Here is a 15,142-nt window from a genome sequence, read left to right as displayed (position 1 = left end):
CGTCAGAAATAGCCGCCGAATGCTCGAGATTGTACTTCTTGGCAAAGTCCCGTCAAGGTCGTTGCTCCGAGCCGAAGCTCCGGATTGCATGCCACGCCCGTCGAGCGGGGCGAGTCCGGGACACGGGGCTCTGTGAACTGGTGTGTCTCGACACAAGCGGCGTTGCTAAACCGCGAGCCGGGATCCGTCCCAGGCAACAATGCCAAACTGATCGCAAATCGCGCGCATCTCGGCAAGATCCTCAACGACGCGGGCGGTGCCAGGCTTCGCCTCGGCGAGCAGTCGCGCCCTCAAACCAAGGCATTCGACGATCATCCATGGATTCCTGATGGTCCTGGCGATGGAAAGAGCAGCATCCAAGGCGCTCAGGCCACGCTCGGATTTCCCGTCCCGAACGAGAGCCTCAGCGTAACCCGCATAGAGCAAGCAGAGCTCGATCTGGCCTGTCCGCAGATGCGTGCCGCTCTCTATACAAGTGTCTATCAGGTCGACGGCCTGATGTGCCTGACCTGTTCGTGCCAGAGCGGTCGCTATTGCTCCGGTCAGGTTGGCCTTGCTGGCATCGTAGCCGTTACGTTCGACGATCTCCCTTGCAATCGACAAGCATTCCACAGCCTGGTCATTTCGATGGAGCATGAGGAGATTTCGCCCCATCGTAATGCGGGCGAGCACTTGCCCATATGAATCCTGTTCACGAACTGCGATCTCCAATGCACGCAATGCGAATCCGAGCGCCTCCGCATATTGACCTGTTGCATTCATGAACCAGCTCCTGAATGCCAAAACCGTGCATTTTGGACCGGCCGGTGTCCCGAGACGGGCAGTCTCGAGTTCTCCTGTGAGCATTTCATTCAGTTCGTCCATCGCCGCAATCGCGCGCTCGACGTGGCCCATGCCGTACAACACATTTGCCATGATGGTCTGATTTGAAAATACGAGTGCGGTCGATTCCAGCGCTCGGGCCGTTCTCAATCCCTCGCTCGTTATTTGCAGCGCTTCTTCATACCGGCCCTCAAACCAGTAGACCATCCCGAGTTGCGACTGGATGCTGCACACGTGAGCAATCCTGCCTTGGCGCCGCGCCAGCTCCAACGTTCGTGGCAAATGCATATTTACTTTTTTGAATTCGCCGAGTTGCAGCATCGAAGCGAAGCTCATTCGACCGAAGTCGACATATTTTTCCTCGGCGGCTTCCCCAAGACGCTCGATGAGCTTGAGCGCCCGGTCGTATATCAAACTGAGCGACGAGGCTGCGGCGTTCCGGCGCGCTTCGACGGCGGCCTCCCAGAGATAGCCAAGTGCAGCATCAGCATCTCCGGCTTCCTCTGCATGAAAGGCCAACTGTTCGTAACGACCATTCAGATTCGGGTAACGCCGAATGATCGCCTGGACAGCGGCCTGGTGGATTTCCAGACGCCGGCCACGTGGTATCGTGTTTGCACAGGCCTCGGCGATGATCTGATGCCGGAAACGCACGGAGTTACCCGCAAGCGGATGGACAAAAGCAAATCGGGCGAGCTCGAACAACGCAGTCAGCAGCTCGCCTACGTCCACGCCGAGCACCGTCGTAGCCAATTGGATCTCTACGCCCTCTCCCAGCAGGCTGAGCGTCTGCACGAATGCCTTCATCTTTGGAGAAAGCCGTTGCAGCCGCGCATGAATCACGGACTCGACGCTCTGAGGCAGCGAATGTTCGCTCGTTGCGTTCGTCGCGTCCGCCGAACGCAAGAATTCCTCCAATACGAAGGGGACGCCGTCGGCGCGATCGATTGCTCTCGCAAACACGGTCGAGGATCGAGTTTTCGGCCACAATTGGCGTCCCAAAGCCTCCATGTTGGCCCGCGACAGCGGTTGTAGATGAATGAGCGAGTCCGCAATCTCCATGGACTGGTCTGATGATTCCGGACGTCCGGTCAGCAATATGCAAAGCGGCTGTGGGGTACTTGCGCGCGCGAGTAGTTTCAGGAAATGGCGGCTTTCCGGATCGATCCACTGGAGGTCTTCGATCAGCAAAAGAGTTGGTCTATCAAGGGCCAATGCGAGGAAGGCATTGACGAGCGCGCGTGAAATTTGCGTTTGTGTATTGTCGGTCAATCGTTGGCGAGAGGACGCTTTTCCGACGACGAACAGGGCTTCGAGCTTTCTGCGATCGCCTGCTTCGACGTGCAGTTTCGCGAGCGCCTCGCGAATATGTGCATCCGAAGATGAGCTGTTTGCAGCGAGCATGTCGCCCACCAAGGTGCGGGCGGCGGCGAATGGGGTCGCACGTCTCTGCACCCCGCCATAAAAGACGCAGCATCTCACGTCGGATGTCAGCGCCTCGGCGATGACGGCTGTCGCAAGGCGGCTCTTGCCGATACCTGGTTCGCCCAGCAGGGCGACGGAGCAGCTTTTGGTGCCTGGGCCTGGGAGTAGCTCCCGAAGCGCCGCAAGTTCGTCGACACGGTTCACGATCGGATTTTGATAGCGGCTGGCGATTTCGTTGTGATCGACATCGTCCGGCCGGGCATTCAGCGTGTAGGCTTCGATGACCCGATCGGCGATTCCCGAAGTCGCTTTGTGTGCCGTAAGGTCGAGTGGCGATCGGCACAGCTTTGCAGTTTCGGCGCTAACCCTGATCTCGTCTGCCGCCGCTTCCTGCTGCAGCTTGGCAGCAACGTGCACAGTCGCTCCGGCAACGTCGAAGCGGGCGATCGCATTTTTGCCGCCTATGCGTAAGCCGACCAAGCCGGAGTGAAGTCCGACGCGAAAATTGACCGGATCTCCCCTGGGGCCGGTCGACTGGCTATGACTCTGAATGTCCCAGGCTGCGATGCACGCACGATCCGCATGATCCTCATAAGCGGTTGGCCAGCCGAATATGGCAATGCCACCGTCGCCCGCATAGTGGACAATCTGTCCCCCGAGACGCTCCACGGAGCTGCGGATGTGATCCAGCCACTGGTCCAAAAACGCTTGAGCTTCATCGGGATCGCAAGCGGCGATGTGGCGAGTCGAACCCACCATGTCGACGGCGAGCACCGTTATGATGTTACGATCCGCAATGTTGGCACCGCCCACGGACATCCTCGCGCCCCGCGTGCTCAAACCGGCTCCAAAGGCAAAGGTAGCACGAAGGGCGAGCCTTGGGCTATCCGCGAGACGCGGCCTTGAGCCGCGATATCCGGGGCATTCCCCGTCGCTCACGACTGTCCGCTCTGCGGGAAATTCCAGAGGCGATCGTGATTCAATCGAGCGGCTGCGGCGTACTGGATGCCCCGGTCGAGCCGGGGGCATGACAGCGGAATTTGCCGAAGCGGTGTCCGTTCCTTACCGCAGTGGCTTCTTCAGCAGCGAGAAACGATCCGGATCGAGCCCCATCGAGGGCTGCAGCATCGGCGCTTCGGCGGTCGCGAGCGTCTTTGCGGGCGGCTGCGAAAACACCGGATCGTTCGGCACGTCGCGTTGCGAGGTGGCGCCGCGCCAGCGCTCGAGCACGGCGCCGACGAAATGCATGTCGTGACCGGAGGTGACCGACGGCACGCTTGAGATGGTGGCTTCGCCGCGCGGCAATTGGTGCGGCGGCACCTCCTTGAAGCGCAGGCGGGTCGGCAGCGCGACGCCTTCGCCGAACGCCAGCACCTCGCGGGTGCCGAGCGATGGCACGAAGGACAGCAGGTTCGCGGCCGCGTCCGACACCGCGGCGCGCAGCAGCGCCTGGTCGCGCTCGTTGGCCAGACGCATCGTGAACAGCGTGTTGCACTGGGAGATGATGGTGGCGTCGAGCTCGGCCGGACGCTGGGTGATGAGGCCGAGATAGACGCCGTATTTGCGGCCTTCCTTGGCGATGCGCGACACCGCCTTGCGGGTCGGCCCGAAGCCGACATTGCGGTCGGCGGAGGCGTAGCGGTGCGCTTCCTCGCAGACGAACAGCATCGGCGACACGCCGTCGCTCCACAGGCCGAAGTCGAAGGCCATGCGGCACAGCACCGAGACGACGGAATCGATGACCTCGGCCGGGAAGCCGGCGAGCTGCATCACCGTCATCGGCTTGCCGTTGGCGGGCAGGCGGAACAGATGGCTGATCACCTCGGCCATGGTGTCGCCGCCGACATTGGCGTTGTCGAACATGAAGGCGTAGCGCGGGTCGTTGCGGACGGCCTCGATGCGCGAGATCAGCTTGTGATAGATGATGCGCGAGGAGCGGTTTTCCAGCTTGCCCATGCGCTCGTCGATCAGAGAGATCAGATCGACCAGGCGGTACGGCACCGGCGTGTCGACGGTGAAGCCGACCTGCTTGGGATCGATGCGCTTCAGGCCGAGCCGATCGGTGTTCTGATACTGGGTGTAGATGCCCTTGGCCATCGGGATCACCTCGGCGAGGACGTCGAGCTCCTCGGGCACGCCGGCGCGGCCGCCGAACAGCACGTCGACGATCTCCTCGAAGTTGAACAGCCAGAACGGCAGCTTCAGGTTCCGCGGGTTGAGCACCAGCGCGCGGTCGCCGAAGCAGCGGCCATATTCGTTGTGCACGTCGAGCAGGAAGATGCGCAGGTTCGGGCGTGATTTGAGGATCTCATTGAGCAGCAGCGACACGCCGGTGGATTTGCCGACGCCGGTCGATCCCAGCACCGCGAAATGCTTGGAGAGCATTTCCTCGACGTCGACATAGGCGACGACGGAGCGGTCCTGCTGGAGGAAGCCGACATTGATCTGGTCCGATCCGGTCGGCGCGTAGATCGTGCGCAGCTCCTGGCTCGTGATCAGGTCGACGGAATCGCCGATGGTCGGATAGTTGGTGACGCCGCGCTGAAACTTGGCCTTGTCGGCGGCATTGTGGATTTCGCCGAGCAGGTCGACCGACGCGATGGCGATGTAGTCGGAGCTCGAGAGGTTCTCGCAGGACACCTCTGTGATCATGGCGACGATCACCGAGCTGGCGCAGCGGATGCTGACGAAACGGCCGACGGTGGCCCGAATTTCCGAGACCGGCATCTGGCTTGCCGCCAGTAGCCCGACCCGGGCGAGCGACCCGCGTACCGAAATCACGCGTCCAAAGGATGTCACGATGGATGAACCTGGCAAGAGCAAGGGGTTTAACCCTGACTATGCGTGCCGCGGCTGGACAAACGGTTAAACGGCAGGCGCGGGGGCTTTGTTAAATCTGCGACAATTCGGTTGAGAGATTTGCTCCTAATGCATAGTTGCGGGCGGAATCGGTAGGCAAATACTGCTTTTCTGGGCCGATAGGCCCGAGAGCGTTTAAGGAAGATTTTACCATTCGGGCATTCGGCCGATGAGCCCGCGTCGCAAGGCGGTGGTGCCGGTGGCGTCGAGATCGGTTCGGGGTTTGATTTGTTGACGGGACCTAATCATTTGTACATTAGTACAAATGCACCCGCGGCCTGGATGCCGCCCCCGGACACTTGAGTGCGTTTGCAGCCTTGCGTCCGGTTGCGCGATCCGGTCCGGCGGATCGCAGCCACGTCTGGAGGAAAGCATGCAGCCTGAACTGATCCTCGATCTTGCTCATCTCGGCCACATGGAACTGCTGACGCCGAAGCCCGACGAGAGCCTGAAGTTCTTCGTCGACGTCATGGGCATGACCGTCAGCGGGCAGAAGGGCGAGTCGGTTTACTTGCGCGGCTGGGACGATTACGAGCGCTATTCGCTCAAGCTCACGGCGTCGAAGACATCAGGCATGGAGCATATGGCGCTGCGCGCGCGCAGCCAGCAGGCGCTTGAGCGCCGCGTTGCCGCGCTCAAAGGCTCCGGCTTCGACATCGGCTGGATCGACGGCGACATGGGGCAGGGGCCGACCTTCCGCTGCCGCGACCCCGACGGCCATATCGTCGAGCTCTATTACGAGACCGAATGGTACCAGGCGCCGCCGGAGCTTAGACCTGCGCTGAAGAACCAGGCGCAACGCTTTCCCGCGCGCGGCGTCAACGTTCGCCGTCTCGACCATCTCAACTGCCTCGCCGTCGACATCAAGGCCAACCGCGAGTTCTTCGAGAACTATCTCGGCTGCCGCCTCACCGAGCAGATCGTGCTCAACGACGGGCGGGAAGCGGCAATGTGGCTGACGATGTCGAACAAGAGCTACGATTTTGCCTATTCGCTGGACCATTCCGGCACGCCCGGCCGCTTTCACCATGTCACCTACGCGCTCGACAGCCGCGAGGAGATTTTGCGCGCCGCCGATATCTTCCTGGAGAACGGCGTGCACATCGAGACCGGTCCGCACAAGCACGCGATCCAGCAGACCTTCTTCCTCTATGTTTACGAGCCCGGCGGCAACCGCGTCGAGGTCGCCAACGCCGGCGCGCGCCTCATCCTCGCCCCCGACTGGAAGCCGATCGTGTGGACCGAGGAGGAGCGCAAGAAGGGCCAGGCGTGGGGATTGAAGACGATCGAGTCGTTCCACACCCACGGCACGCCGCCTGTGGAGGCGAAGAAGCACGGCTAATGTTGTAGCTCTGACGCTTTATCCTCGCGGTGTCATTCCGGGGCGACGCGAAGCGGCGAGCTATGATGCGCAATTGCGCATCTGAGAATCCATAACCCCGACTGGCGGCTATGGATTCCGGGCTCCCTCGCTGCGCTCGGGCCCCGGAATGACGGAAGAGGCGGCACTAGTGCGTTGAGGTGCGCACCCGCGTGATCGTCTCGCGGACGCCGGTCCAGGCCGGCTTGTCCGGCGCGAACTGCTTGCGAAGGAAGCTGACGAGCTCTTCGACTTGTGCGTCGCTCATGCTGTTCTTGAAGGCCGGCATGTAGCCGAGGTCGCTGGAGACGGGCTCAATGATGCCGTGAAGGACGACCTGCACGAGATTGTCCGATGTCGCGCTGTGCAGATTGCTGTTGAGTGCGAGCGAGGGCCGAGTTCCGAACAGCGGCAGGCCGCTGACCTCGTGGCAGACGGCGCAGGCGCCCTGATAGAGCCGCGCGCCGGTGGAAGGCGCCACCATGACTTGCGTTGCACCTTCCAGCTTCGCGGCGAGCGCATCCTGCGTCTGCGTATCGGTTGCGAAGTCGTTGAACGAGTTGAGGTAGATCGCCATCGCGCGGATGTCCTGGTCGGGTAGCGCCGTGAGATCCCTGACAATCGGCGCCATCGGGCCGGCGGCGACGCCGTGATAGCGCGAATGGCCGGTGCGCAAATAGGCGAAAAGCTCGTCCTCATTCCACGGGATCGGTGCGCGTGAGAGCGAGGTCAGCGACGGCGCCTCCCAGCCCTCGGCAAAGCCGCCGACGAGGTAGGCATTGCGCTGCTCGGCGCCGAGCGCGTTGCGCGGCGAATGGCAGCCGCTGCAATGGCCGAGGCCCTCGACGAGATAGGCGCCGCGATTCCACTGCTCGGATTTGGCGGGATCGGGCTTGAATTCGCTCGTCCTGTGAAACAGCGCATTCCAGCCCGCAAGCAGAGGACGGAGGTTGAACGGGAAGGCGAGCGCATTCGCCGGCGCCGTAGCGGGAGCCGAAGGCTGGGTCATCAGGTAGGCGTAGAGCGCCTGCATGTCGGCGTCGCTGGTCTTGGCGAAATGGGTGTAGGGGAAGGCGGGGTAGAGCTGCCGTCCGTCGCGGTGCAGCCCGTCGCGCATCGCGCGCTCGAAGGCGGGATAGGACCAGGCGCCGATGCCGGTCTCGACGTCGGGCGTGATGTTGGTTGAGTAGATCGTGCCGAACGGCGTCTGAAGTGCGCGGCCGCCGGCGTTGAGCACGCCATTGAGGCTGGTGTGGCACTCCGCGCAATTGCCGAGTGCTGCGAGCTGCTCTCCGCGCGCGATCGTTGCCGCGGAGTAGACCGATGGATCGGGACGTGCGATCGGCGCGATCGCGCGCCCGGGCAGGAGAGCTGCGCCGACGCCGATCGCGGCAGTGCAGACGGCCGCGATCGTCGTGAAGATGCCGGCGCGCTTGGCGAACGGATTCTCCCAGATGCGGGACGGTTTCGGCGCTGCGGGCGCGGGCAGAGCTTGCGGCACGGGCGATGCCTCACCGTGCAATCCCTTCAGGATGCGATCCGGCGTGAACGGCGGCTCGCGGAAGCGCACGCCGGTGGCGTCGAAGATGGCGTTGGCAATCGCCGCAGCGCTCGGCACCGAGGCGGACTCGCCGACGCCGAGCGGCGGCTGGTCCTGACGCGGCAGCATCAGCACGTCGATCTTGGGCACGTCGGGGAAGGGGATGATCGGGTAGGCGCCCCATTCGCGCGCCGTCACCGCGCCACGCTCGAACGAAACCTCTTCCATCAGCGCGCGGCTGGTGGACTGGATGACGTTGCCGTGGATCTGGTGGCGCACGCCGTCCGGATTGATCATCAGGCCAGAATCCTGCCCGGCAACGACGCGCGTGACACTGACATCGCCGGTGGTCTTGTTCACGGCGACATCGGCGACCCAGGCCGACCACGCGGCGCCATAGCCGGGAAACTTGCTGTGGACATAGAGCGCATAGGCAAAGCCGCGCCCGTGCACGACGTCGCCGTCTTTCTCTTCGCGGACCGGCCGGGGCGTCCAGCCCGCGCGTTCGGCCACCGCATTGACGAGATCGACGGCGCGCTGGTCCTTCAGGTAACGCAGGCGGTATTCGATCGGATCGACACCGGCCTCGGTCGCGGCCTCGTCGATATAGGATTCATGTGCGAAGGTGTTCGGCAGGGCCGAGACACCGCGAAACCAGGACGCGCGCACGATCGGCGCCATGTCGTGGGCGACGACGCGCATGTGGTCGTAGTCGTAGGGCGGGATCGCCGTGCGGTCGCCCATCTGGAGCACCGCGGGCTCCGGCGAAATCCGGCCCGTCAGCAGCAGCGCCAGCGTCGGCGCGGCGTTCGAGGGATAGCGGGTGGCGAGATCGTAAGCAGCGATGCCGCCGTCGGCGTCGAGCCCGCCATTGACATCGATGAGCTGCGCGGTGCCCTTGGGTTCCCAGGCATGCTCCTGCTCGCGCGTCAGCTGCACGCGCACGGGCCGGCCGACGGCGCGCGACAGCAGCAGCGCATCCGCGGTGACGTCATCGGCGCAGTTGCGGCCGTAGCAGCCGGCGGCCTCCAGGCGGATCACCTCGATCTCGCTTTCGGAGCGTTCGATCAGGAGCGCCAGATCGCTGCGCAGGACATGCGGGTTCTGCGTGCCGGACCAGACGCGGATGTTGCCGTCCTGGACATCGGCGACCGCGCAGGACGGGCCGATCGAGGCGTGCATCTGGTACGGCCACACATAAGTGCGCTGCATCGGCTTGGCCGCGCCCGATATCGCCGCATCGACATCGCCCTTGTCGATCAGCGTGCGCGGCGTCGACGGGTTGGCGCGCAGCGCGGTCTCGACGTCGGCGAGATCGGTCAGGCCGGGCGTCGGCTTCCAGCTCAGCGCGAGCTGCTCCGCCGCGCGGATCGCGTTCTCCTCGCGTTCGGCGACCACGCCGACGAAATCACCGATGCGCACGACGGCAATGATGCCGGGAATGTCGCGTACCGAGGACTCATCCACCGCGATCAGGCTGGTGCCGACGAAGGGGCCGGCATCGACGCCGGCATAGGGCGGGCGCACCACGCGGCCGTGCAACATGCCTGATAGCCGGATGTCGTGCACGAAGGTCAGCTCGCCCGTCGCCTTGGCGGGCAGGTCGACGCGCGGCGTCGACTGGCCGACGATGGCGTAGTCGCCAACGGGCTTGAGCGCGACGTCGTCGGCAAGTTCGAGGCGAATGGTCTCTCCGCCGATCAGTTCGCCATAGCTGACGCTGCGGTTGTGCCCGCGCACGAGGCCGTCTTCGATCTTGAGGTCGCTGGCCGGCAACTCCAGCCGCTCGGCTGCGCGCGCGATCAGGAAGTGCCGCGCCTGGGCTGCGGCCTTGCGCAGGGGGACGGCGGTGATCTGAATGGTCTCGCTCGCGATCGTCGCACCCTGGTTCGGAACCACGGCGGTATCGCCGAGCACCACGACGACGCGCGCAAAGGACACATCCAGCTCCTCGGCGACGATCTGGCCGAGTGCGGTGCGGATCCCGGTGCCGAGATCGACGTGGCCGTTATAGGCCGTGACCGATCCATCCGCGGCGATGCGGACGAAGGTCTCTGACGTGATCTCGTCCACGGTGCGGACGACGACGAGCGAACCGAATTGCCGCTCAGCTCCGTTCGAAACAGGGGAGGCCATCAATCAACGGCCTCAGTGATCTGGCCGGATGCGCGCATCACCGCGCGCAGGATCTCGACATGCGTGCCGCAGCGGCAGAGATTGTAGCGCAGCGCCGCCAGCGCCTCCTGCTCGGTCGGCTGCGGGTTGATCGCGAGCAGCGCCTTGGTGGTCATGATCATGCCGTTGAGGCAGTAGCCGCACTGCGCGGCCTGCTCGTCGATGAAGGCCTGCTGCACCACGTCCGGCTTGTCGCGCGTGCCGAGCCCTTCGAGCGTCAGGATGTCGCGGCCTGCGCAGCCGCCGACGGGAATCACGCAAGAGCGCGCGGCCAGCCCATCGATCAGGACAGTGCAGGTGCCGCATTCGCCCAAGCCGCAGCCATATTTCGGACCGTTGAGCGCGAGATCGTTGCGCAGCACATAGAGCAGTGGCGTCTGCGGCGCTGCCGTGATCTCGTGGATCCTGCCGTTCACGGTGAGGCGGATCAGTGTCTGCGTCATCCTCGTTCCCAAGCCCGTGGCCAAGTGCTCGTCAAAACCTACGTCGCGACGATACCGTTTGTACACAAACGTGCAAGCCGCGCATGCCGCACTGCAGCGCGACTGCCTTCTTTGTGGACAGAGCGGATAGGCAAATGGGGTTTTATGCGGCAGCCGCACCTTTTGCGCCGCACCGCCGCTTGACAGCCTTCGGGAGGGCGCGCAACATCGTTCGTATACGAATGATAACCGCAGTCGGCTGGCTTTGACATGGTGACTGAAACGACGAGCGCCGCCATCGACAAGATCCGTTGCGATGCCTGTCCGGTGATGTGCTACATCAAGCCGGGCGCGGCGGGCGCCTGCGACCGCTATGCCAATCACGATGGCAAGCTCGTCCGCGTCGACCCGCACGTGATCCTGGAACGCACCGTCTCGCATGGCGGCAAGCTCGTTCCGTTCAGCCGCACCGAAGACTGGGACGGCAAGATCGTCCACGAGCCCTCAACCTTTGTCACCGCGATCGGTGCGGGCACGACCTATCCCGACTACAAGCCGGCGCCGTTCATCGTCTCCTCCGAGATCGATGGCGTCGACATGGTGACCGTGGTTACCGAGGGCATCTTCTCCTATTGCGGCATCAAGGTGAAGATCGACACCGACCGCTATCTCGGCCCGGAAACCGCGACCGTTCGCGCGCAAGGCGAGGCGGTCGGCCACGTCACCACCAGCGAATACGGCTCGCAGATGCTGTCGCTCGGCGGCGTGCATCATCTTACCGGCGGCTCCAAGAAGGAGGGCCGCGTCACCTGTGACACCCTGATGGATCTCGCCAATTGCAAGGCGGTCGAACTGACCATCGACGGCGGCGCCAGCGTGGTGGTGCAGGCCGGTCAGCCGCCGATCGTCAACGGCATGAAAGAGGAGCGCATGCGCGTCGGCTGCGGCTCGGCGACGATCGGCATGTTCGCCAAGCAATGGCACGGCAAGGTCGACGAGGTCGTCGTCGTCGACGACCACATCACCGGCGTACTCTCGGAGCACCAGGCCGGCAAGCTGCTCGACATCGCCGACACCGGCATCAAGATGAAGGGCCGTCGCTCGACGCCAGGCCGCTATTTCCAGGTCGCCGATCCCGGCACGGGCTGGGGCGGCACCAACATCTCCGATCCTCTCGCGATTCTCGGACCGTTCGACGCCAAGGAAGCCAAGCCCGGTCTCTCCATGCTGATGGTCTCCACGACCGGCGAGCACGCGTCTTACTATGTGCTCGACGAAGCCCTGAAGCCGGTCGAGACCGAGATGCCTGATGACCTGAAGTTCTCGGTCGAGCGCATCCAGGAAAATTGCGAGCCGGCGCTGTGCACTGTGCTGTTCATGGCCGGTGCCGGCGGCTCCTTGCGCGCCGGCGTCACCGACAATCCGGTACGGCTGACGCGTTCGGTGAAGGACGCGCTGACGCGCGTCACCAGCGGCGGTGCGCCTGTTTATGTCTGGCCGGGCGGCGGCATCACCTACATGGTCGATGTGACGCAGATGCCTTCGAGCGCGTTCGGCTACGTGCCGACGCCGGCGCTGGTCGCGCCGATCGAGTTCACGATGAAGCTGTCGGACTACGCCGCGCTCGGCGGGCACATGGATTATGTGAAGCCGCTGTCCGAGGTGCAGAACGGCGAAGATGTTCGCCAATTGCCCTGGCAGAACCCGATTCCGGGACGCCGGGCATGACCAGGCTCCCGCAAATCGCATTGCTGTCTGGTGGCCGGCGGCTGCATTTGCAGGATGGACCGATTGATTTGATCGTGGAGGCGAGGGGGCGCGCGGACGCAGTGCGTGCGGCCTATGAAGCGGCGGCGCGGCGTTTCACCGGACTGCTCGACGAACTCTGCGCGGAATTGCCGGAACTGCGGACGGTTGCTGAGAAGCAGACTTCGCTGAAGGGCGTGGTGGCGCGTCGGATGCACGCTGCTGTCGCATCCTATGCCTCCGATTGCTTCATTACGCCGATGGCCGCGGTTGCCGGCAGCGTTGCAGAGGAGATTCTTGGCGCCATGCTTGGCGCTGCGGCGCTCGATCAGGCCTATGTCAACAATGGCGGCGATATCGCGCTGCATCTCGGCGAGGGCGAGCATTTCTCGGTCGGCCTGATGGATCGGCCTGATCGTGCCGGCGTGCTGCGCAAGATGAGGGTCTACTCAGGTGATCCCGTGCGCGGCATCGCGACCAGCGGGCGTCACGGCCGCAGCTTTTCGCTCGGCATTGCCGACGCGGTCACGGTGCTGGCTGCCACCGCATCGCAGGCCGATGCGGCCGCGACGGTCATCGCCAATGCCGTCGATCTGCCTGGGCATCCCGCCATCATCAGAAAGCCCGCGAACGAGCTTCAGCCCGACAGCGATCTCGGCGCGCGTCTCGTCACCCGCGATGTCGGTGAATTGTCGCAGAATGAGGTCGCGGCCGCGCTGGAATCTGGCGCGGAATGTGCACGGCAATTGTTCGATCGCGGATTGATCGAGGGTGCCGTGTTGCAGCTTTGTGGTGATATGCTTGTCATCGGGACCAAGGATATAGAAGAGCAACGAACGCGCCCGCTCGTGCTGGAGAACGCGGTCGATGCCTGAACAGGGAAGCGAAACATGAGCGCGATCATCCGCAAGATCGTCACCGTCGTCGAAGAGACGCAGATGGAAATGGGCCGCCAGGTCTCGCCGCCGACGCGGCGCGCCGCGGCGATCGCCGTGATCGAAAATCCCTTTGCCGGCAAATATGTCGAGGATCTCTCGCCCCTGATCACGATCGGCGAGGAGCTCGGCGATCTCTTGGCGAAGCGCGCGGTGGCGGCGCTGGGCATCGATGGCGCGAAGGCGCAGAGCTACGGCAAGGCCGCGGCGGTCGGCGAGAACGGCGAGCTGGAGCATGCAGCGGCTATCCTGCATCCGAAGATGGGCGCTCCGGTGCGCAAGGTTCTGAGCAAGGGCGCGGCGCTGATCCCGTCGTCGAAGAAGCGCAGCGGTCCGGGCACGACGCTGGATATTCCGCTTGGTCACAAGGACGCAGCCTTCGTGCGCAGCCATTTCGATGGCATGGAGGTGCAGATCAACGACGCGCCGCGCGCCAACGAGATCATGGTCGCGGTCGCCGTCACCGATAGCGGCCGTCCCTTGCCGCGCGTCGGCGGCCTGACGGTTGCGGAAGTGAAGGGCGAAGACGGTTTGAGATAGAGTTTGAACCGGGGAGGCGGGCACAGCTTCTCCGACAAGATCACGCTGAAGACGTAGAGAGTTCAAAACTGGAGGTTGGGATGCGAGCGAGAAACACTTTTGTGGGCGCGGCCTTCGCGCTGCTGGCGGGCGGCATGGCTCATTCGGCCGTGGCGCAGGAGATCAAGATCGGCGAGATCAACAGCTACTCGCTGTTGCCGGCGTTCACCGAGCCCTATCGCAAGGGCTGGCAGCTGGCAGTCGAACAGGTCAACGCGGCCGGCGGCATCAACGGCAAGAAGCTCGTCGTCGTCTCCAAGGACGACGGCGGCAAGCCGGCGGATGCGCAGACCGCGGCCAACGAGCTGGTGTCGAGCGAGGGTGTCGCGATGCTGACGGGGACGTTCCTGTCGAACATCGGCCTCGCCGTCAGCGACTTCGCCAACCAGAAGAAGGTGTTCTTCCTCGCGGCCGAGCCACTGACGGATGCCATCACCTGGTCCAAGGGCAACAAGTACACCTTCCGCCTGCGTCCCTCCAACTACATGCAGGCCGCGATGCTGGTGGAAGCAGCCAGCAAGCTGCCGGCCAAGCGCTGGGCGACGATCGCGCCGAACTATGAATACGGCCAGTCGGCGGTCGCGGTGTTCAAGAAGCTGATGTCGGAGAAGCGCCCGGACATCCAGTGGGTCGACGAGCAGTGGCCGCCGCAGGGCAAGATCGACGCGGGTCCGGTGGTGCAGGCGGTTGCCGCGGCCAATCCCGAAGCGATCCTCAACGTCACCTTCGGCGCCGACCTCGTGAAGCTCGTGCGTGAGGGCAACACCCGCGGCCTGTTCAAGGGGCGCGAGGTCGTCTCGTTCCTGACCGGCGAGCCCGAATATCTCGATCCGCTCAAGGACGAGACGCCGGAGGGTTGGATCGTCACCGGCTATCCCTGGTACTCGATCAAGACGCCCGAGCATGACGCGTTCCTGAAGGCCTACCAGGCCAAGTACAACGACTATCCGCGCCTGGGTTCGATCGTCGGTTACCAGACCATCAAGGCCGCCGCTGCGATCCTTGCGAAGGCTGGCTCGACCGATCCGGAGAAACTGATTGCCGCGGCGGAGGGGCTGTCGATGCCGTCGCCGTTCGGTGAGATCACTTTCCGCAAGATCGACCACCAGTCGACGCTCGGTGCCTATGTCGGCAAGACCGCGCTGAAGGACGGCAAGGGCGTGATGGTGGACTCCGTCTACAAGAAGGGCTCCGACTATCTGCCCAGCGATGCCGAAGTCGAGAAGCTGCGTCCGAAGGATTGATCTCTTCCTTCTCCCTCGCCCCGCTTGCGGGGAGA

The 15,142-nt window shown here is 63.8% G+C and carries 10 protein-coding genes; 6 read left to right on the top strand and 4 right to left on the bottom strand.

The window, feature by feature from the left end; translation table 11 throughout:
• Positions 1-165: 165 nt before the first annotated feature.
• Positions 166-3,060 (bottom strand): ATP-binding protein, encoded by a 2,895-nt coding sequence (locus tag BJ6T_RS29015; protein ID WP_014496105.1) that lies wholly within the window; start codon positions 3,058-3,060, stop codon positions 166-168.
• Between the two features lie 249 nt (positions 3,061-3,309).
• A complete protein-coding gene (locus BJ6T_RS29010) occupies positions 3,310-4,899 on the bottom strand; it encodes an ATP-binding protein (protein ID WP_225895030.1) in 1,590 nt (529 codons plus the stop codon).
• On the opposite strand from BJ6T_RS29010, the gene BJ6T_RS48615 reads away from it, so the two are divergent.
• On the top strand, positions 4,898-5,116 hold the full coding sequence (locus BJ6T_RS48615; protein ID WP_225895031.1) for a hypothetical protein: 219 nt from the start codon (positions 4,898-4,900) through the stop codon (positions 5,114-5,116). The genes BJ6T_RS29010 and BJ6T_RS48615 overlap by 2 nt on opposite strands.
• 363 nt (positions 5,117-5,479) lie before the next feature.
• The gene (locus tag BJ6T_RS29005; protein ID WP_014496103.1) at positions 5,480-6,448 is read left to right on the top strand and encodes a catechol 2,3-dioxygenase; all 969 of its coding nucleotides are present in this window, start codon (positions 5,480-5,482) and stop codon (positions 6,446-6,448) included.
• A gap of 166 nt (positions 6,449-6,614) precedes the next feature.
• Here the strand turns inward: BJ6T_RS29005 and BJ6T_RS29000 are convergent, their stop codons facing one another.
• Together BJ6T_RS29000 and BJ6T_RS28995 are read right to left on the bottom strand one after the other, a co-directional pair.
• Complete coding sequence (locus tag BJ6T_RS29000) at positions 6,615-10,142, bottom strand: molybdopterin cofactor-binding domain-containing protein (protein ID WP_014496102.1); 3,528 nt, start codon at positions 10,140-10,142, stop codon at positions 6,615-6,617.
• Positions 10,142-10,624 carry a (2Fe-2S)-binding protein gene (locus BJ6T_RS28995; protein WP_014496101.1) on the bottom strand — a complete coding sequence of 161 codons (483 nt, stop codon included), beginning with the start codon at positions 10,622-10,624 and terminating at the stop codon, positions 10,142-10,144. The genes BJ6T_RS29000 and BJ6T_RS28995 overlap by 1 nt, the downstream gene beginning before the upstream one ends.
• A gap of 249 nt (positions 10,625-10,873) precedes the next feature.
• On the opposite strand from BJ6T_RS28995, the gene BJ6T_RS28990 reads away from it, so the two are divergent.
• From BJ6T_RS28990 to BJ6T_RS28975, 4 genes are all read left to right on the top strand, one after another.
• A complete protein-coding gene (locus BJ6T_RS28990) occupies positions 10,874-12,331 on the top strand; it encodes a hypothetical protein (RefSeq protein WP_014496100.1) in 1,458 nt (485 codons plus the stop codon).
• A complete protein-coding gene (locus BJ6T_RS28985) occupies positions 12,328-13,224 on the top strand; it encodes a UPF0280 family protein (protein ID WP_014496099.1) in 897 nt (298 codons plus the stop codon). Before BJ6T_RS28990 ends, BJ6T_RS28985 begins: the two co-directional genes overlap by 4 nt.
• A gap of 15 nt (positions 13,225-13,239) precedes the next feature.
• A complete protein-coding gene (locus tag BJ6T_RS28980; protein ID WP_014496098.1) occupies positions 13,240-13,824 on the top strand; it encodes an amino acid synthesis family protein in 585 nt (194 codons plus the stop codon).
• 80 nt (positions 13,825-13,904) lie between these two features.
• A complete protein-coding gene (locus tag BJ6T_RS28975; protein WP_014496097.1) occupies positions 13,905-15,107 on the top strand; it encodes an ABC transporter substrate-binding protein in 1,203 nt (400 codons plus the stop codon).
• Positions 15,108-15,142: the final 35 nt, after the last annotated feature.

Origin of the sequence: Bradyrhizobium japonicum USDA 6 (assembly GCF_000284375.1) — a bacterium.
GTDB classification, from domain to species: Bacteria; Pseudomonadota; Alphaproteobacteria; order Rhizobiales; family Xanthobacteraceae; genus Bradyrhizobium; species Bradyrhizobium japonicum.
The sequence above is the reverse complement of the archived record's forward strand: the minus strand, read 5'-3'. Positions and strand labels throughout refer to the sequence as shown.

Bases quoted from the DNA above. Each gene is read 5' to 3' on its own strand.
- BJ6T_RS48615 (WP_225895031.1), top strand. From the start codon at position 4,898: ATGGCGACGATCACCGAGCTGGCGCAGCGGATGCTGACGAAACGGCCG.
- BJ6T_RS29010 (WP_225895030.1), bottom strand. From the start codon at position 4,899: ATGATCACAGAGGTGTCCTGCGAGAACCTCTCGAGCTCCGACTACATC.
- BJ6T_RS29005 (WP_014496103.1), top strand. From the start codon at position 5,480: ATGCAGCCTGAACTGATCCTCGATCTTGCTCATCTCGGCCACATGGAA.
- BJ6T_RS29000 (WP_014496102.1), bottom strand. From the start codon at position 10,142: ATGGCCTCCCCTGTTTCGAACGGAGCTGAGCGGCAATTCGGTTCGCTC.
- BJ6T_RS28995 (WP_014496101.1), bottom strand. From the start codon at position 10,624: ATGACGCAGACACTGATCCGCCTCACCGTGAACGGCAGGATCCACGAG.
- BJ6T_RS28990 (WP_014496100.1), top strand. From the start codon at position 10,874: ATGGTGACTGAAACGACGAGCGCCGCCATCGACAAGATCCGTTGCGAT.
- BJ6T_RS28985 (WP_014496099.1), top strand. From the start codon at position 12,328: ATGACCAGGCTCCCGCAAATCGCATTGCTGTCTGGTGGCCGGCGGCTG.
- BJ6T_RS28980 (WP_014496098.1), top strand. From the start codon at position 13,240: ATGAGCGCGATCATCCGCAAGATCGTCACCGTCGTCGAAGAGACGCAG.
- BJ6T_RS28975 (WP_014496097.1), top strand. From the start codon at position 13,905: ATGCGAGCGAGAAACACTTTTGTGGGCGCGGCCTTCGCGCTGCTGGCG.